This is a genomic window from Pseudomonas sp. T8 (assembly GCF_024610635.1).
GTDB classification, from domain to species: Bacteria; Pseudomonadota; Gammaproteobacteria; order Pseudomonadales; family Pseudomonadaceae; genus Aquipseudomonas; species Aquipseudomonas chlororaphis_I.
This window is the reverse complement of the sequence record NZ_CP102374.1, coordinates 5,270,699-5,286,352: the sequence shown is the minus strand read 5'-3', so window position 1 is coordinate 5,286,352 and position 15,654 is coordinate 5,270,699. Positions and strand designations below refer to the sequence as shown.

General features: G+C 63.2%; 16 protein-coding genes. 11 read left to right on the top strand and 5 right to left on the bottom strand.

Translation table 11 applies throughout. The features are described from left to right. Window positions 1-190 precede the first annotated feature (190 nt). Together NRG23_RS23950 and NRG23_RS23945 are read right to left on the bottom strand one after the other, a co-directional pair. Window positions 191-547, bottom strand: a complete 357-nt coding sequence (locus NRG23_RS23950) for a BON domain-containing protein (RefSeq protein WP_009050906.1) — start codon at window positions 545-547, stop codon at window positions 191-193. A 287-nt stretch (window positions 548-834) separates the two neighbouring features. After that, a complete protein-coding gene (locus tag NRG23_RS23945; RefSeq protein ID WP_009050907.1) occupies window positions 835-1,251 on the bottom strand; it encodes a pilin in 417 nt (138 codons plus the stop codon). A 364-nt stretch (window positions 1,252-1,615) separates the two neighbouring features. On the opposite strand from NRG23_RS23945, the gene NRG23_RS23940 reads away from it, so the two are divergent. Genes NRG23_RS23940 through yacG form a run of 4 tightly spaced genes read left to right on the top strand, consistent with a single transcriptional unit; the run spans window position 1,616 to window position 4,528 of the window. Continuing rightward, window positions 1,616-2,833: a type II secretion system F family protein gene (locus NRG23_RS23940; protein WP_257372457.1), complete on the top strand. Its 1,218-nt coding sequence runs from the start codon at window positions 1,616-1,618 to the stop codon at window positions 2,831-2,833. Between the two features lie 2 nt (window positions 2,834-2,835). Further along, window positions 2,836-3,708, top strand: coding sequence for an A24 family peptidase (locus tag NRG23_RS23935; protein ID WP_009050909.1), 873 nt, complete (start codon window positions 2,836-2,838; stop codon window positions 3,706-3,708). After that, window positions 3,705-4,328: a dephospho-CoA kinase gene (gene coaE, locus NRG23_RS23930; RefSeq protein WP_009045669.1), complete on the top strand. Its 624-nt coding sequence runs from the start codon at window positions 3,705-3,707 to the stop codon at window positions 4,326-4,328. Before NRG23_RS23935 ends, coaE begins: the two co-directional genes overlap by 4 nt. Then, entirely contained in the window at window positions 4,325-4,528 is a 204-nt protein-coding gene (gene yacG, locus NRG23_RS23925; protein WP_009045670.1) for a DNA gyrase inhibitor YacG, read from the top strand. The genes coaE and yacG overlap by 4 nt, the downstream gene beginning before the upstream one ends. Before the next feature lie 4 nt (window positions 4,529-4,532). On the opposite strand, the gene NRG23_RS23920 is transcribed toward yacG, so the two are convergent. The 3 genes from NRG23_RS23920 to NRG23_RS23910 all read right to left on the bottom strand — a co-directional run bounded on the left by NRG23_RS23920 (window position 4,533) and on the right by NRG23_RS23910 (window position 5,967). Beyond that, window positions 4,533-4,748: a hypothetical protein gene (locus tag NRG23_RS23920; RefSeq protein ID WP_009050911.1), complete on the bottom strand. Its 216-nt coding sequence runs from the start codon at window positions 4,746-4,748 to the stop codon at window positions 4,533-4,535. A 65-nt stretch (window positions 4,749-4,813) separates the two neighbouring features. Beyond that, window positions 4,814-5,503 carry an energy-coupling factor ABC transporter permease gene (locus tag NRG23_RS23915; protein ID WP_110177023.1) on the bottom strand — a complete coding sequence of 230 codons (690 nt, stop codon included), beginning with the start codon at window positions 5,501-5,503 and terminating at the stop codon, window positions 4,814-4,816. Continuing rightward, window positions 5,500-5,967: a hypothetical protein gene (locus NRG23_RS23910; RefSeq protein WP_016703672.1), complete on the bottom strand. Its 468-nt coding sequence runs from the start codon at window positions 5,965-5,967 to the stop codon at window positions 5,500-5,502. Before NRG23_RS23910 ends, NRG23_RS23915 begins: the two co-directional genes overlap by 4 nt. A 455-nt stretch (window positions 5,968-6,422) precedes the next feature. Between NRG23_RS23910 and NRG23_RS23905 the strand changes: the two genes are divergently transcribed. From NRG23_RS23905 to NRG23_RS23875, 7 genes are all read left to right on the top strand, one after another. Then, window positions 6,423-7,859 (top strand): undecaprenyl-phosphate glucose phosphotransferase, encoded by a 1,437-nt coding sequence (locus NRG23_RS23905; protein ID WP_009050914.1) that lies wholly within the window; start codon window positions 6,423-6,425, stop codon window positions 7,857-7,859. Further along, entirely contained in the window at window positions 7,859-9,319 is a 1,461-nt protein-coding gene (locus NRG23_RS23900) for a mannose-1-phosphate guanylyltransferase/mannose-6-phosphate isomerase (protein ID WP_198919392.1), read from the top strand. Before NRG23_RS23905 ends, NRG23_RS23900 begins: the two co-directional genes overlap by 1 nt. After that, window positions 9,319-10,230 carry a glycosyltransferase family 2 protein gene (locus NRG23_RS23895; protein ID WP_016703673.1) on the top strand — a complete coding sequence of 304 codons (912 nt, stop codon included), beginning with the start codon at window positions 9,319-9,321 and terminating at the stop codon, window positions 10,228-10,230. Before NRG23_RS23900 ends, NRG23_RS23895 begins: the two co-directional genes overlap by 1 nt. A gap of 6 nt (window positions 10,231-10,236) precedes the next feature. Further along, window positions 10,237-11,061: a polysaccharide biosynthesis/export family protein gene (locus NRG23_RS23890; protein ID WP_009050917.1), complete on the top strand. Its 825-nt coding sequence runs from the start codon at window positions 10,237-10,239 to the stop codon at window positions 11,059-11,061. A 67-nt stretch (window positions 11,062-11,128) separates the two neighbouring features. Next, window positions 11,129-13,111, top strand: coding sequence for an LPS biosynthesis protein (locus tag NRG23_RS23885; protein WP_028683414.1), 1,983 nt, complete (start codon window positions 11,129-11,131; stop codon window positions 13,109-13,111). Continuing rightward, window positions 13,111-14,292, top strand: coding sequence for a glycosyltransferase (locus NRG23_RS23880; protein ID WP_009050919.1), 1,182 nt, complete (start codon window positions 13,111-13,113; stop codon window positions 14,290-14,292). Before NRG23_RS23885 ends, NRG23_RS23880 begins: the two co-directional genes overlap by 1 nt. Further along, window positions 14,289-15,638, top strand: coding sequence for a cellulase family glycosylhydrolase (locus NRG23_RS23875; RefSeq protein WP_009050920.1), 1,350 nt, complete (start codon window positions 14,289-14,291; stop codon window positions 15,636-15,638). Before NRG23_RS23880 ends, NRG23_RS23875 begins: the two co-directional genes overlap by 4 nt. Window positions 15,639-15,654 lie beyond the last annotated feature (16 nt).

Below are 15,654 nucleotides of genomic sequence, written 5' to 3'. Positions count from 1 at the left end.
CCGACCCGGAAACGGGTCGGCCCTGCGGTTCTCCCCGCCATAAACAGAACAGGCCCCGACACACTGTGCCGGGGCCTGTTCTGTCTACAAAAGGAGCCACCTCCCTGTGGCCATTCGCATGAACCTTCAAGGAAGCGGTAGATGAACCATCTACCGCCTCTTCTCCCTGTCCAGGAAAGACGCTTGCGGCTTACTCGGTTTTCAAACCGTCAGCCGATACCGCCTTCACGCCCTTGATATTCTTGGCGATGTTGACTGCGGTTTCTTTTTGCGCCGCGGTCAGAGCAGTGGTGGAGGACAGGGAAACCACACCCTTGTTGGTTTCGACCTTGATGTCGGTGCCAGGAATGCCTTTTTCAGTTACGAGATCCGCTTTGACTTTGGTGGTGATCCAGGTGTCGGAAGTGGCTTCCTTGGCCTTGGTCACTTCACCCGCCGCGAGCACCATTGGCGCCTGAGTAGCTTGAGTGGTCTGGGCAAATGCAACGTTAGCCATGGTCAGGGTCAGAGCGGTAGCAGTTGCAGCAGCGATAGCGAACTTCTTCATACGAGTAACTCCTGTTCTTCTGGAAAACCTGCTCCAAGTCCTGGCAGCAGGGTTACTTAAGTAGATTGCAGGCGTTATGCCAAGTTCAGAAAAACAACAAAACCATTAAATATCAATTACTTATAAAAATAACGAAACACTCGCGATCATGCAAAATGCATGATCGGCAAGTAATCTGCATGCAAGTTGCATTTCCAGTGGCGAGCTAACCTCCTGAATTTCCGACACTTTCCCAGAAGGCGCCGTGGCGCGTGGTGTTTCACGCGCCGAGCAGGCAAGCACCGACCTCAACTGCCACTGGCGGTGCAGCCCTTGGGGGAGTAATCGGCGGGGACAGTGGTGGTGCAAACCCAGCCATCGGCCGTGGTGCGAGTCAGGGTGACGGTCTTGTTCAGCACCGGCGCCGGTGCATTGAGGATGGTGCAGCCAATGCTTCCCGCTCCTGTGGAGGCGGAGCCCGCGGCGGTCATGGTGCAGTTCGACGTCGCCGCCTTGCCCCCCACCAGCTCCAGGGTCGGGTCGCTGCCCTGGTTCAGCACGTCCTCGAAGTTGACCTTCAGCGCCGAGGCTTCGGCCAATGCCGCGGTGACCTTGGCCCGCGCCTGGTATTTGGAATACAGCGGCATGGCAAAGGTGGCCAGGATGCCAATGATCGCCACGACGACCAGCAACTCGATCAAGGTAAAACCTTTCTGATACTTCATTTATCTGCTCCAAGCAGGGGATATCCAGGGGTCTGGGCACTCACCAGACAGCCATAGCACAGCCTGTGCCAGCGCCTGCGGCCCCGGGCGAACGGGGTTTTGGCGACACCGACCTGCGGCAGTGAGCGCCAGAAGTCGCACTATCTGACACTTTTTGTCAGCCGAGTGCCCTGGGCCGGTCGTCGTGACGGGCTACGCTGTCACTCGACCCTCGATTGCATTCACTGCCCGCCGCCGTCCAAGGAACGTATCGGGCCATTCAAACTCTATGAGCCGGACGCCGCGCCCCGCGCAGCGGTCCACTCGCTAACGCACAGGGCATTGCCGGCCCTGAGGACATCCATCACAACCGGGACTCGACACCATGGCGGTCAAAGCAGCAAAAGTCAGTGTTTACCTGTGGGAAGGCACCGACAGGCAAGGCAGCAAACTGCGCGGCGAATTGAGCGGCCATACCCCCTCGCTGATCAGGGCCCAGTTGCGCAAGCAAGGCATCAGCCCAGCCAGGGTCAGGAAGAAATCCAGCTCGCTGTTCCAGCGCACGCCCCCGATCAAGGCTCGCGACATCAGCCTGTTCACCCGGCAGTTGGCGACCCTGATCAAGGCCGGCGTACCGCTGCTGCAATCGTTCGACATCATTGCCGAGGGCTTCGATAACCCGAACATGCGCAAACTGCTGGCCGAACTGAAACAGGACATCGCCGCCGGCAGCAGTTTCACCAGTGCGCTGCGCAAGAGGCCGCGGTATTTCGACGAGCTGTACTGCAGCCTGGTGGATGCCGGCGAGCAGGCCGGCGCCCTGGAAACCCTGCTGGAGCGGGTGGCGACCTACAAGGAAAAAAGCGAAAACCTCAAGACCCGAATCCGCAAGGCCATGACCTATCCCCTGGCGGTGATCTGCGTGGCGCTGGTGGTCACGGGGATCCTGCTGGTCAAGGTGGTGCCGCAATTCCAGTCGATGTTCCAAGGCTTCGGCGCGCAACTGCCGGTGTTCACCCAACTGGTCATCGCCCTCTCGGAATTCGTGCAGCACTGGTGGTGGCTGCTGGCGGGCGCTCTGTTGCTCAGCGTGTTCGGCCTGCGTCATGCCCACCGGCGCTCACCGCGCTTTCGCCACTGGCTGGACGCGGCCCTGCTGAAACTGCCGTTGGTAGCGCCGCTGCTGTACAAGTCCGCGGTGGCCCGCTACGCCCGCACCTTGTCCACCACCTTCGCCGCCGGGGTACCGCTGGTGGAGGCCCTGGGCTCGGTGGCCGGGGCCACCGGCAACCAGGTGTTCAAGCATGCGGTGAACCGCATCAGGCAGGACGTGGCGACCGGCATGCAGTTGCACTTTTCCATGCGCGCGTCCGGTATCTTTCCCGGCATGGCGATCCAGATGACCGCCATCGGCGAAGAATCCGGGGCCCTGGACGGCATGCTGGAAAAGGTCGCGATCCACTACGAGGAAGAAGTCGATACCCTGGTCGACACCCTGAGCAGTCTCATGGAGCCCGTGATCATGGTAGTTTTGGGCACCCTCGTCGGCGGCCTGGTGGTCGCCATGTACTTACCCATCTTCCAACTCGGCACAGCGATCTGAACATGTCATTGACTGAGGTCCTGGCCAGCTACCCGCTGGTCTTCGTAGCATCGATGCTGGTCCTGGGCCTGATTGTCGGCAGCTTTCTCAATGTGCTGATCTGGCGCCTGCCAAAGATGCTCGAGCGCGACTGGCACGCCCAGGCCCGTGACATCCTGGGGCTGCCCGTCGAACCTGCCGGGCCGACCTACAACCTGCTGCTCCCGCATTCCCAGTGCCCTCACTGCGCACATTCGATCCGCCCCTGGGAAAACATCCCGGTGTTCAGCTACCTGCTGCTGCGCGGACGCTGCTCCGCGTGCCAGGCACCGATCGGCCGGCGCTACCCGCTGGTGGAGCTGACCTGCGGCCTGGCCTCGGCGTTCGTGGCCTGGCATTTCGGCTTTGGTTGGCAGGCCGTCCTGATGCTGCTGCTGAGCTGGGGCCTGTTGGCGATGAGCCTGATCGATGCCGATCATCAGCTGTTGCCCGACGTGCTGGTGCTGCCGCTGTTGTGGCTGGGCCTGATCGTCAATGGCTTCGAGCTGTTCGTCAGCCTCCACGATGCGCTGTGGGGCGCCGTGGCCGGCTACCTGTGCCTGTGGTCGGTTTACTGGTTGTTCAAGCTGCTGACCGGCAAGGAAGGCATGGGGCACGGTGATTTCAAGCTGTTGGCCATGTTCGGCGCCTGGGGCGGCTGGCAGATTCTGCCGATGACCCTGCTGCTGGCCTCACTGACGGGAGCCCTGGCGGGGATCGCCCTGCTGCGCCGCAACCGTGCGCAAATGTCCACGCCTATCCCTTTCGGTCCCTTTCTGGCCATTGCCGGCTGGATTGCCTTGCTCTGGGGTGGTCAAATAACCGGCTCCTATTTGCAGTTTGTCGGTTTCAGATGACCAAGCCTGTTTTCAAACCCTGGATCCTCGGCCTTACCGGCGGTATCGGCAGTGGCAAAAGTGCTGCGGCCCAGCACTTCATCGACCTGGGCATCCATGTGGTGGATGCCGATCACGCTGCCCGCTGGGTGGTGGAACCCGGCCGTCCGGCCCTGGCCCGCATTGCCGAGCATTTCGGCGACAGCGTGCTGCAGGCCGATGGCCAGTTGGACCGCGCGGCGCTGCGCAAGCTGATCTTCGAGGTGCCGCAACAACGCCTCTGGCTGGAGGCCTTGCTGCATCCGTTGATTGCCGATGAAATCGCCGCGCACCTGGCCCGCGCCGAGTCGCCCTACGCGATTCTGGTGTCACCGCTGCTGATCGAATCCGGACAATACGCGATGACCCAACGGATCCTGGTGATCGATGTGCCGCAACAACTGCAGATCGAGCGGACCCTGCAACGCGACCGGATCAGCGAACAGCAGATCCAGGCGATTCTCAAGGCCCAGGCGACTCGCGAAGATCGCCTGAGCCATGCCGACGATGTGCTGGTCAACGACCGCGACCTCGCCTGGCTGCACAGCGAGGTCGAACGCCTGCATCACTTTTACCTTACCTTGCGTGGAGGCCAGTCATGAGCCAACCCCTGACCGTGGAATGTCCAACCTGCGGTGCGCCCGTGGAGTGGACCGCGAGCAACGTCAACCGTCCGTTCTGCTCGGACCGCTGCAAACTGATCGACCTCGGCGCCTGGGCCGCCGAAGAACACAAGATTCCGGTCAGCCCGGATGCCGAGGACGATCTGTTTTCCGACGACCTGCCGCCTCGCGCCCACTGAAGCCTCAAGGCCGCATGAAACCGTAGTCCTGCGTATCGTCGAGGTTCTCCGCGAGAAACTGCAACTCGTCGGCCAGATCCTCGGCGCTGCGCACCCGCCGACTCTCCTGCACCACCGCGCTGAGCAGGGCGCGCAGGCTCAAGCCCGGTTCGAAACCCTCTTCCTGCGCAGTATCCAGACTCCTGCGTATTTCCTGCCGCGCCCATTCATACACACTCATGACCCTGCTCCCGAACGGTTTTTGCCGAGCATGGGACCGCGTCTACCGAACGTGTTTGATATGGATCAAGAACGCGGATCGTCGTCCTTCCAGGGCGCCGAGAGGTAACGGGTGCGGTTGAAGGTTTCCAGCCATTCGGGGCAGAACACCACCAGGGCGCTGATCACCATGCCGTTGATGAAAGCCTCGGGAAAGATGATCAGCCACAGGTAGCCGATGAAGTCTTCCAGCCATTCCGGCATGGCAAAACGCCCGTCGAACCACAGCAGCCCCAGGCCCACCAACAGGCACAGCAAGGCCGACAGCGCGGCGGCAAAAAAACCGGAACAGAAGATATACACAAAGGGATTACGCGGCTGCGCGCGCTCTACCAGGATTGCGCAGCATTCGGTGACCAGCACCGGCAGCAGGATCAGCAAGGCGCCGTTGATGCCGACCGCAGCCAGGTCCTGGCGGCCCAGCGCGACCAGGCCCACCTGGGCAATCAGCCCGCCGACGATCGCCAGCGGCCAGTCCAGCAACAGGGTCACGGCCGTCATGCCGATGAAGTGATAGGACACGCCGGTATCGAAATCCCGGCGCACCAACCACAGCATGAACAAGGCGAACACCGTACCGAACAGCAGATGCTGGCGCCGGCTGTCGCTGAACAGCTCGACCCAGGGCGCGCGCCAGGCGGCCCAGACCAGCACCGGCACATAGATCAGCCAGCCGACGCCGAGGGTGAGCGGCGACAGCAGCGCGGCGCTGATCATGGCTGCGCCTGCTCCAGCGCCGCACGCAGTTCGGCGGCCGTGCCGTACTCCCGTTGAGCCACCAGCCGGCCATTGTCGAGTTGCAGCCACAGGACTTTATCCACAGCCCCGGCGTAGCGCGGCGCTACCCGCCCGTCACGGTCGAGCATGATCCGGTAGCCATAATCACGCATCGCCGGCACCGCAAACATCTTGGCGATCACCGCCGGCATACGCTGGATGTCCGCGACAAATACCGTGTGTCGCGCTTCCAGATACCCCGCAGGACGATCCTGCAAGGCGGTGTTGACCAGCTTGGCGCCGTCCATGCTGCGCGCCACCAGCAGGGTCCGGGTCTGCCCGTCGAGGCTATAGGCCCGGTCGAATTGATCGAGCAAGGTCCAGGGCGCCAGACGCTCGCCGACTTCCACTGCATGCGCCAGCAAGGGCATGCAACCCAGCAACAGCAATGACCAATACCTCACAGTTTTTCCCCTTCCTTTGGTTAGTCCACAAGCGTTCAGTCTACACCGCCAGGGCATCCGCCCGAGGGCTGCGCCAGCTTTCAGGAAGCCCGCAATCCCGGGCGAAAAGGAATAAATCGCCACGGGTTGGACAAGAGTCCCCCCCTGAACAACACTCCATTTTATCCGTCACGCCTCGCTCACGAATGAGCCAACTTCGTGACACATGCCCAGGCTGCCATTCGTCCTGGATGCGCAAAACCGTCAAAAAACCGATGCATAATGCAAAAAAAAGGTTAATCTGCCAGAATTAGTCAATTACTTGACCATCAAAGCAGAAAAGCAGTATTGTTTGGCCATCATAGGCCGCCAAAAAACAGACTTTTTTTGCAGTAAGCCTTAGTTTTTTCAGCCTGCCTCTGTAGTGGCTTCACCCTTAACAGAGCTGGGTTTTTACCTGGCAGCGACGGGATTCGATGCTTACGAAATCGATTGATAGCAGGTTTCTGACCCGAACCGGATTCATGGAACTCTTCATTTCGGGGGTGAAACTGACGCACGCCCTGTCCGCCGCCCTGCCTGGAATCCTGCTGCTCCTGAGTCTTGAATCCGCCAGTGCGGATGTCTGGCCAACCGTCCTTGGCCTGCTGCTGTTCTTTGCCGTGATCACCGTCATCCTATTCCAGGCCCAGGGGGTCTACTCCGAAGAGTTCTTCAGCAATCGCCTGCGCCTGCGCACGATGCTGGTGGCCTGGACCTCCGCCTTCTGCATCCTGCTGGTCATGTACCTGGGGCTGCACCTGCTGCCGGTCTTCAGCCTGCAGGACCTGGCTGTCTGGTTCATCGCCAGCCTCGTGCTGTTTGGTATCGAGCGTCTGTTCCTGCTGCGCCTGTTCCACTCGTGGATGGCCAGCGGCAAATACCTGCAACGCACGGTGATCCTCGGTTTCAGCGAGAGCGCGCTATTCCTTGCCGAACACATGCAGCGCCACGGCGATATCCGCTCCGGCCTGATCGGTTTCATCGACGATCGCAGCGACCGCGTGCCCAAGGCCTTCTGCGACCTGCCCTTTCTGGGCAACACCCAGAACCTGGAAGAGCTGATCCGTTCCGAGCAGGTCAACCAGGTCCTGATCGCCCTGCCCTGGGCCGCGCACGCGCGCATCGGCGAGCTGGTGCAGCGGCTGCGGCAGTTGTCAGTGAATGTCGCGCTGGTGCCCGACATCACCACCCTGCGCTTCGGCCACAACCGCATGACCGATGTCGGCGGCATCCTGATGTTCAACACCTCGGAGTTGCCGTTGCGCGGCTGGGCGCCGCTGATCAAGCGCTGCGAGGACATCATCCTCGCCCTGCTGGGCCTGGTGCTGTTGTCCCCTGTGCTGCTGGCCACCGCCGTGGCGGTGAAGCTCGATTCCAAGGGCCCCGTGCTGTTCCGGCAAAAGCGCTACGGCTACAACGACCGGCTGATCCGCGTGTTCAAGTTCCGCTCGATGTATGTCGAGCAGGCGGACCTCAATGCCGAACGGCAGACCACCCGCGAAGACCCGCGGATCACCCGGGTCGGACGCTTCATTCGCAAGACCAGCATTGATGAGTTGCCCCAGCTGTTCAATGTGCTGATGGGCAACATGTCGATTGTCGGGCCTCGCCCCCATGCCACCGCCACCAAGGCGGCGGGCGTGCCGTTCGAACAGGCGGTGCGCGAATACAGCTCGCGCCACCGGGTCAAGCCCGGTATCACCGGCTGGGCGCAGATCAATGGCTACCGGGGAGAAACCGACACCCTGCAGAAAATCCAGAAACGAGTGGAGTACGACCTCGATTACATCTCCAAGTGGTCGGTCTGGCTGGATCTGTACATCGTTTTCATGACGGTTCCGGCCGTCCTTTCGACGAAGGAAGTCTACTGATGAGCGCATTCACTGGATTGATCCCTTGCATTATTTCCGGCGGCTCGGGCTCGCGCCTGTGGCCTGTCTCTCGACAGAACATGCCCAAGCCATTCATCCGCATGCGCGATGGGCAGAGCCTGCTGCAAAAAACCTTCGTCCGCGCCAGCAACCTGGCGGACGTCAGTTGCGTGGTCACGGTGACCAACCGCGAGCTGTTGTTCCGCTCGCTGGACGAGTACCGCAGCGTCAATCAGGGCAAGCTGGGCCTCGACCTGCTGCTCGAGCCATTCGGGCGCAATACTGCCGTGGCCATTGCCGTGGCGGCCCTGCATGTGCGCGAGTACTGGGGCGACGAGGCACAGCTGCTGATCCTTCCGGCCGACCACCTGATCCTCGACCAGGATGCCTTCGCCGCCGCCGTGAGCAAGGCGCGCAGCCTCGCCGAAGACGGTTACCTGGCGACCTTCGGCATTCAGCCCGACAAGCCCGAGACCGGTTTTGGCTACATCGAACAGGGCCCGGCGCTGAAGGAAGGTTTCCAGGTCGCGCGCTTTGTCGAAAAACCCAACCTGGCCACCGCCCAGGCCTACGTCGACAGCGGCAACTACCTGTGGAACGCCGGGATGTTCTGCTTCCGCGCCGATACCCTGCTGCAGGAACTGACCCTGCACGCTCCCGAAGTGCTGAGCGCCGCCCGGGCCTGCCTGGAACAAGGCATGACCCTGGACAACAAGCACTGCCGCCAGCGCGAACTCGATGCCGACAGCCTGAGCCGCGCCCCGGACGTTTCGATCGACGTGGCCCTGATGGAACGCTCCGAGCGGGTCGCCGTGGTGCCCTGTGACCTGGGCTGGAGCGACATCGGTTCCTGGGATGCGTTGCGCCAGCTGACCCCGAGCGACGCCGCCGGCAACCAGGTCAACGGCGAAGCCATCCTGCATGACGTGAGCAATTGCTATATCGACTCGCCCAAGCGTGTGCTCGGCGCCGTTGGCGTCAGCGACCTGATCATCGTCGACACCCCGGACGCGCTGCTGGTGGCCGACGCCTCGCGGACCCAGGACGTGCGCCATATCGTCACCGAGCTCAAGCGCCTGGGCCACAGCGCCTACAGCCTGCACCGCACGGTCACCCGGCCATGGGGGACCTACACCGTGCTGGAGGAAAGCAGCCGCTTCAAGATCAAGCGCATCATGGTCAAGCCCAAGGAGTCGCTGTCGCTGCAGATGCACCATCACCGCAGCGAGCACTGGATCGTGGTCAGCGGTGCCGCCCTGATCACCAATGGCGACCTGGAGGTCCTGCTCAACAGCAACGAATCCACCTATATCCCCGCCGGCCATAAACACCGCCTGAGCAACCCCGGGATCATCGACCTGGTGATGATCGAAGTGCAAAGCGGCGAGTACCTGGGCGAAGACGACATCGTGCGTTTCGAAGACGTCTATGGCCGTGCCCCGGCGCAGGTCAAACCATGATGAAGGTGGCGCTGATCATTCCCGCCCGCAACGCCGGAGCGCACCTCGATCGGTTGCTGCCGGCGCTGGCCGCCCAGACGCTGCAACCGGACACCGTGCTGGTGGTCGACAGCAGCTCGACGGACGACACTGTCAGCCGCTTCCGGCAGTTCGGTGCCCGGGTGGAGGTCATCGCCGCCCAGCAGTTCAACCATGGCGGCACCCGCCGCTGGGCGAGCGAACAGGTGGACGCCGACGCGCTGATCCTGCTGACCCAGGATGCGATTCCGGCCACGCCCCAGACCTTCGCCAACCTGATCCAGGAACTGGAAGAAGACCCGCGGATCGGCCTCGCCTACGGTCGTCAGTTGCCGCACCCCGGCGCCGGGATTCTCGAAGCGCAGTCGCGCCACTTCAACTACAGCCCGCAGAGCCGCAGCAAAAGCCTGGCCGACGCCGGGGAGCTGGGGATCAAGACCTGCTTCAGTTCGGACTCGTTTTCCGTCTACCGGCGCAGTGCCCTGCAAGCAGTGGGCGGCTTTCCCGAGGACGTCATCGGCAGCGAGGACGCCCACGTCGCGGCGCGCATGCTGCTCAACGGTTATCTGGTGCGCTACGCCGCCAGTGCGTGCGTACAGCATTCGCACAGCTACAGTCTGATGCAGGAGTTCCGCCGTTATTTCGATATCGGCGTGTTTTATGGCCGCGAGCCCTGGATCCGCGAAGCCTTCGGCAGCGCGGGTGGAGAAGGCAAGCGTTACGTCCAGGCCGAGTTGCGCGCCTTGCGTGACGCCGGCCAGTTGCAACGTGTACCCGAAGTGCTGCTGCGCAGCGCGCTGAAGCTGTTGGGCTATCGCCTCGGCCACGCCGAACAGCATCTGCCGACACCGCTCAAGCGTCGCTTGAGCATGTTCTCAAACTACTGGACCTGAGCTGTCATGATGACTATTAACCGACCTTCCCGGCTTTGTCTGTTGAGCATCCTGACCGCCTCCCTGTGGCTGGGCGGCTGCTCGACCCCCGCCCATGTCGCGCTCCCTGACAGCGACACCCTCAAGGCCCGCCACGCGGCGGCACTGACCCTGGCCGACCTGCCGCCAGCCCAGGTGCTGATCCAGAGCGGCGACACCCTGCGCATCGTGCGCGATGCCCAGGAGCCGGCCGCCACCGACGACATGACGCTGTTCGTGGTGCGCCCGGACGGCTTCATCTCGATGCCCAACATCGGCCGGATCAAGGCCGCGCTGCTGACCCCGGAAGACCTGGGCAAGGAAATCACCAAACGCTACACCCGTGTCTACCGCGAGCCCGAAGTGACCGTGAACATCGCCATTGCCCCAAGCAACCGGGTGTTCATCGGCGGCGCGGTGGCCAACCCGTCGTTCTTCAACCTCGCCGGCACCGTGTCGGTGGAGCAGGCCCTGCTCAGCTCTGGCGGCGTCCTGCCGTCGGCCGACAGCTCCAACATCGCCCTGCTCCGGACCGGCCCCGACGGCAAGTACAAGATGTACTTCGTCGACCTCAGCAACATGCTCAGCAACCCCAACCATCCGCTGGTCGCCCTGCAGCGCGGCGACCTGATCTACGTGCCGCAATCGACCATCGGCAGCACGGTGGAAGCGGTGGACATGTACTTCACCAAGCTGTTCCCGGTTAACAAAGGGATCGGCCTGGGCTTCAACTACGACTTGAACAGCCAGGATGTAAGAAACAGCGGCAACAGCACGACCAACATCGAAAACGTCAATAACATTTCTCAGTAGACAGGAGTGATGCGTTTGATCGGCCTCCATCAGCCACTGCTACAAGTACTTTCAACGGAGTGATCCCGTGATCGAAATACGCTCTCTACGCGACCTGTTGCGCCTGTTCTTCATATTCCGCCGCGAGTTCAAGCTGGCGGTCGTCACCACCATCGTGGTCGCGGTACTGGGCGCCTTCCTGCTGCCGACGCGCTACGAGTCGGACGCGCGCCTGCTGGTCAAGCCCGGGCGCGACAGCACCACGGTGCCGATCGAGGCCAGCAATCGCCAGACGCTGATCTCGCCCAGCACCCAGCACGACCCGATCGTCGATGAGGAGAAGATGCTCACCGGCCGGCCGATCGTGCACATCGTCGCCCAGCGCTACCTGGAACTGAGCGCGGCCGCCGAACCCCAGGGTTTCTGGAAGACCCTCAAGTTCTACGCCAAGAAAGCCATGGGCACGGCCATCGATGCGCTGCGCAGCCTGCTGCAACTGGTCGGCCTGTCGGAGCCGCAGAGCCCGCTGGACCGCCTGGCGACCCGCCTGGAAAAGAACTTCCAGGCCAGCCATGAAGCGGGCTCCTCGGTGATCGATATCAGCTTTACCTGGGACGACCCGGAAGTCGCGCAGCAGGTGGTGAAAATCTGGGTCGACACCTTCCTCGAGGAACGCGCCCGGGTCCTCGGTCGCAAGAGCCTCTACGCCTTCTATGAGGGCGAAGGCAACAAGGTGGCCGCGCAGATCCTCAGCCTCAAGGAACAGTTGCAGGGCCGCCTGAAGCAGATCGATTCGATCAGCGTCGATGCCCGCCTGGAAAACCTCACCAGCCAGATCGACCGGCTGACCGACGCCCGGGTCAATGCGCAGAACCAGCTGTCCGGGATCAGCAGCTTCCTGATCAACGCCCGCCAGCAGATCCTCGATCAGCCCGTCGAAGTGGTGACCAGTCGTGAGACCAGCCTCAACCCGACCCAGCTCGACCTCAAGCGCCAGCTCAACACCCTGCAAGTGGAACGCGCGCGCCTGCTGCGCACCTATTTGCCCGAGGCGCCGGCGGTCAAGCAGATCGAACAGAACATCCACGACCTGCAGGCCCTCAGCGAACAGGAAGAGACCCGCCTGGAACGCTCGAAGAACATTGCGCCCAATAGCCTGGTGACCAACGTCAAGCAGCAGGTCATCGATGCCCAGCTGCAACAACGCCGGCTGACCGGACAGATCGAGAACTACGACAAGACCCTGGCCACCCTGCGTGCCGAACGCGACCGGGTGCTGACCGACGAGCCTGAACTCAACCGCCTGACCCAGCAGTTGCGCACCGCTGAAAAGAGCTACGCGCTGTACTCGGAAAACCTGGAACAGGCGCGCATCGACCACGAACTCGACAGCAGCCAGATCAGCAACATCGCGATCATCGAGCACGCCACCTTCAACCCGGCGCGGGTCTTCCCCAAGAGCCTGCTGATCCTGCTGTTCGCCATTCCCGCGGGGATCGCCGTGGGTCTTTTGACCATCTATGTCTGCTACCTGCTGGACCAGCGCATCCACGACGGCTCGCGCCTGCCGGAGCTGTTCCAGGTGCCGCTGTGGGGCAGCGTGCCGGACCTCGAGGACGCCACACCCGCAGCGATGACCGCGAGCATCTACCGGCTCTACAGCCTGTTGCCCATGGACCGCATCGAGAGCCAGGGCCTGACCCTGGGCCTGACCTCGGCGCGCCATGGCGAAGGCGTGAATTTCATCCTCGAACGCCTGCGCCGCCTGCTGGAAGAACGCGGCCATCGCGTGCGGGTCAATGACAGCGCGCCGGCCCAGCCCGGTGAAGTGCTGCTGCTGGATGCCTCGGCCCTGTTGTCGAACCAGGAGGCCTTCCTGATCCTGCGCCGCGCCGACCTGATCGCCCTGGTGATCGAGGCTCGGACCAGCACCGTGCCGATGATCGAGAATGCGCTGTCGCTGCTGACCACCGCCTTCGGCAAGGTCGACGGGCTGATCCTCAACCGTCGTCGCTTCGAAGTACCGTCCAGGGTGCTGGAGCGGATCAACAGCTGGCGCGGTGCCGCCTGATGCGTATCGCCTTGCTGGCCCCGCTGCCGCCGGAACAGACCGGTATCGCCGACTACGCCGCGCATTTCAGCAATGCGCTGCGCGGCCTTGGCATCGAGGTGCTGACGCCGCTGGCCGGCTGTCACGATCCCGCGGAACAGCTGACGCGCCTGCGTGCCTTCGACTGGACGGGCGTCGACCTGGTGCACGCCGAACTCGGGGGTGGCCGCTTCGGCGAATTCCAGGCGCTCGACTACCTGAGCAGCGAACAACCGCGGATCCCGCGCACCGCCACCGTGCACGACCCGGAACGCCTGATCTGGCGGCGCGCCCGGCTGTTCTGGCCGCTGACCCTGCTCGAACGCCTGCCGCACCCGCTGCCGCAAGCGGCGGCGCTGCTCGCCGACCCGCTGACCCTGCATGAAGAACGGCGCCTGGCCCGTGGCATGCGCCGGCTGATTACCCTGACCCGGCTGGGCGGCGACTGCCTGCGCCAGCGCATGGGCCTGCAGCCGCAACAGGTAGCGGTGATCGCCCACGGCAACCTGCCGATCCCGGCAGCCGAACTGCCGCCGCTGGTGCCGCTGCGCCTGCTGTACTTCGGCTTCATCTACCGCGGCAAGGGCATCGAGGACCTGATCGAAGCCCTGGCCCGCACCCTGGCGGCCAACCCGCAGTGCCGTGGCCAGGTCCGCCTGACCCTGGCCGGCGGCACCGCCCCGGAAATGACCTTCGACCCGGCCGGCAACTACCTCGACGGCCTGCGCCAGCGTATCCGCGAACTGCAACTGGACGATGTGGTGGACTGGCAACTGGACCTGCCGTCCGCCGAGATCGCCCGCACCATCCAGGCCCACCATGTGATGGTGCTGCCGTACCGGGAATCGAAAAAGCTCGCCTGGCTCGGCCAGATGCGCGGCACCAGCGGCGCCCTGTCCTGGGCCAATGCCTGCGGTCGCGGGGTCGTCACCTCCAATGCCCGGGCCTTTGCCGAAGAGGTTGCCGGCGGCAATGGCGTGACCTATCAGCAAGGCGATGTCGAAGCGCTGAGCCAGCACCTGAGCCGCCTGGTGCTGGAGCCCGAACTGGCCCGCCAGTGGGCCGCGCGGGCCAGCGAGGCCGGGCACCAGCGTGAGTGGAGCGCGACCGCGCGCCGTTTTGCCGAACTGTTCAATGAAGTGTGCAAGGAGCGATCGATATGAAGACCCGACCAGGCCTCGAACGTCGCCCGCTATTGCGCTATCTGCCGCTGGTGGCCGCGCTGGCGGTGGGCGGCGCCCTGCTGCTCAGCGAACAAGTCGATGCCACGCCGATCAACCTGGCTCCCGATCGCACCCTGGTGTGGAAGGACTACCTGGGGGTCAACGCGCACTTCCTGTGGTTCACCCCGCAGCAATACCGCAAACAGATCGCCGCCTATAAACAGCTCGGCCTGCAATGGGTACGGGTCGACCTGCACTGGGACCGGCTCGAGCCCACCGAAGAGGGTTACCAGCTCAGCACCCTCGACGAACTGGACCGGACCCTGAGCGACGCGAAACTCAAGTCGCTGTTCTACCTCGTCGGCTCGGCGCCCTTCGTGACCACCGCTCCCAAGGGCGGGCCCTTCCAGGATCAGTACCCGCCGCGCGATCCGAAAGTCTTCGCCACGCGCATGGCGATGCTGGCCCAGCGTTACCCGAACATCGACGCCTGGCAGGTGTGGAACGAACAGAACATCCCCAACAACTGGCGGCCGAAACCCGATGCCAAAGGCTACGGCGAACTGTTGCTGGCGACTCATCAGGCGCTGAACCAGGTGGCGCCGGACAAGACCCAGGTCATGGGCGGCATGGCCTACTACAGCCAGATGCCGACCCAGCGCAACGCGCTGATGTTCGAAAAACTCGGCGAACTGGGCGTGCAGAGCCTGGGCATGGTCGCCGCCTACCACCCGTATTCGGAAACCCCGGAAACGGATGAACCAGGCAAGAACGAAGTGCTGCTGCGCGGCAAGCAGCTCAACGACATGCTGCACGGCGCCGGCCTGAAGAGGGTCTGGGCCACCGAGTGGGGCTGGTCGAGCTACGCCGGGCCCAAGGAGATGCAGCGGCTGATCGGCGTCGACGGCCAGGCCGACTACACCCTGCGCCGCCTGGCGTTGATGAGCGATCAGGACTACGAGCGGATCTTCCTCTTCGCCCTTTCCGATCTCGACTCGCGCGCCTCGGCCCGCGACCAGCATTACGGCCTGCTCGACCTCAACGGCGAACCCAAGCCGGTGTACAAGGCGCTCGCGCGGTTTCTCGAGATCACCGGCGCGCGCCTCAAGCCCGGCAAGACGCCCGTGCTGGAAAACCTGCCCGACACCTTCTACAGCGTGTCCTGGACCCGCGACGACGGTAAGCGCCTGCTGATGTTCTGGAGCGCCAAGGGCGGCACCATCAAATTGCCGCAAGTGCACCAGGCAGAGCTCTACGATCCGCTCAGCGGAACCCGGGCCAGCCTCGACGCCGCGGACGGCATCCAGCCGACCGTGAAATCATCCCTGCAGATTCTCGTGTGGTAATCGATCTCGACCTGGA

Coding starts and splice junctions, on each gene's coding strand:
- coaE (WP_009045669.1), top strand. CDS start 3,705: ATGACCAAGCCTGTTTTCAAACCCTGGATCCTCGGCCTTACCGGCGGT.
- NRG23_RS23945 (WP_009050907.1), bottom strand. CDS start 1,251: ATGAAGTATCAGAAAGGTTTTACCTTGATCGAGTTGCTGGTCGTCGTG.
- NRG23_RS23915 (WP_110177023.1), bottom strand. CDS start 5,503: ATGATCAGCGCCGCGCTGCTGTCGCCGCTCACCCTCGGCGTCGGCTGG.
- yacG (WP_009045670.1), top strand. CDS start 4,325: ATGAGCCAACCCCTGACCGTGGAATGTCCAACCTGCGGTGCGCCCGTG.
- NRG23_RS23940 (WP_257372457.1), top strand. CDS start 1,616: ATGGCGGTCAAAGCAGCAAAAGTCAGTGTTTACCTGTGGGAAGGCACC.
- NRG23_RS23880 (WP_009050919.1), top strand. CDS start 13,111: ATGCGTATCGCCTTGCTGGCCCCGCTGCCGCCGGAACAGACCGGTATC.
- NRG23_RS23875 (WP_009050920.1), top strand. CDS start 14,289: ATGAAGACCCGACCAGGCCTCGAACGTCGCCCGCTATTGCGCTATCTG.
- NRG23_RS23950 (WP_009050906.1), bottom strand. CDS start 547: ATGAAGAAGTTCGCTATCGCTGCTGCAACTGCTACCGCTCTGACCCTG.
- NRG23_RS23920 (WP_009050911.1), bottom strand. CDS start 4,748: ATGAGTGTGTATGAATGGGCGCGGCAGGAAATACGCAGGAGTCTGGAT.
- NRG23_RS23905 (WP_009050914.1), top strand. CDS start 6,423: ATGCTTACGAAATCGATTGATAGCAGGTTTCTGACCCGAACCGGATTC.
- NRG23_RS23935 (WP_009050909.1), top strand. CDS start 2,836: ATGTCATTGACTGAGGTCCTGGCCAGCTACCCGCTGGTCTTCGTAGCA.
- NRG23_RS23890 (WP_009050917.1), top strand. CDS start 10,237: ATGATGACTATTAACCGACCTTCCCGGCTTTGTCTGTTGAGCATCCTG.
- NRG23_RS23900 (WP_198919392.1), top strand. CDS start 7,859: ATGAGCGCATTCACTGGATTGATCCCTTGCATTATTTCCGGCGGCTCG.
- NRG23_RS23895 (WP_016703673.1), top strand. CDS start 9,319: ATGAAGGTGGCGCTGATCATTCCCGCCCGCAACGCCGGAGCGCACCTC.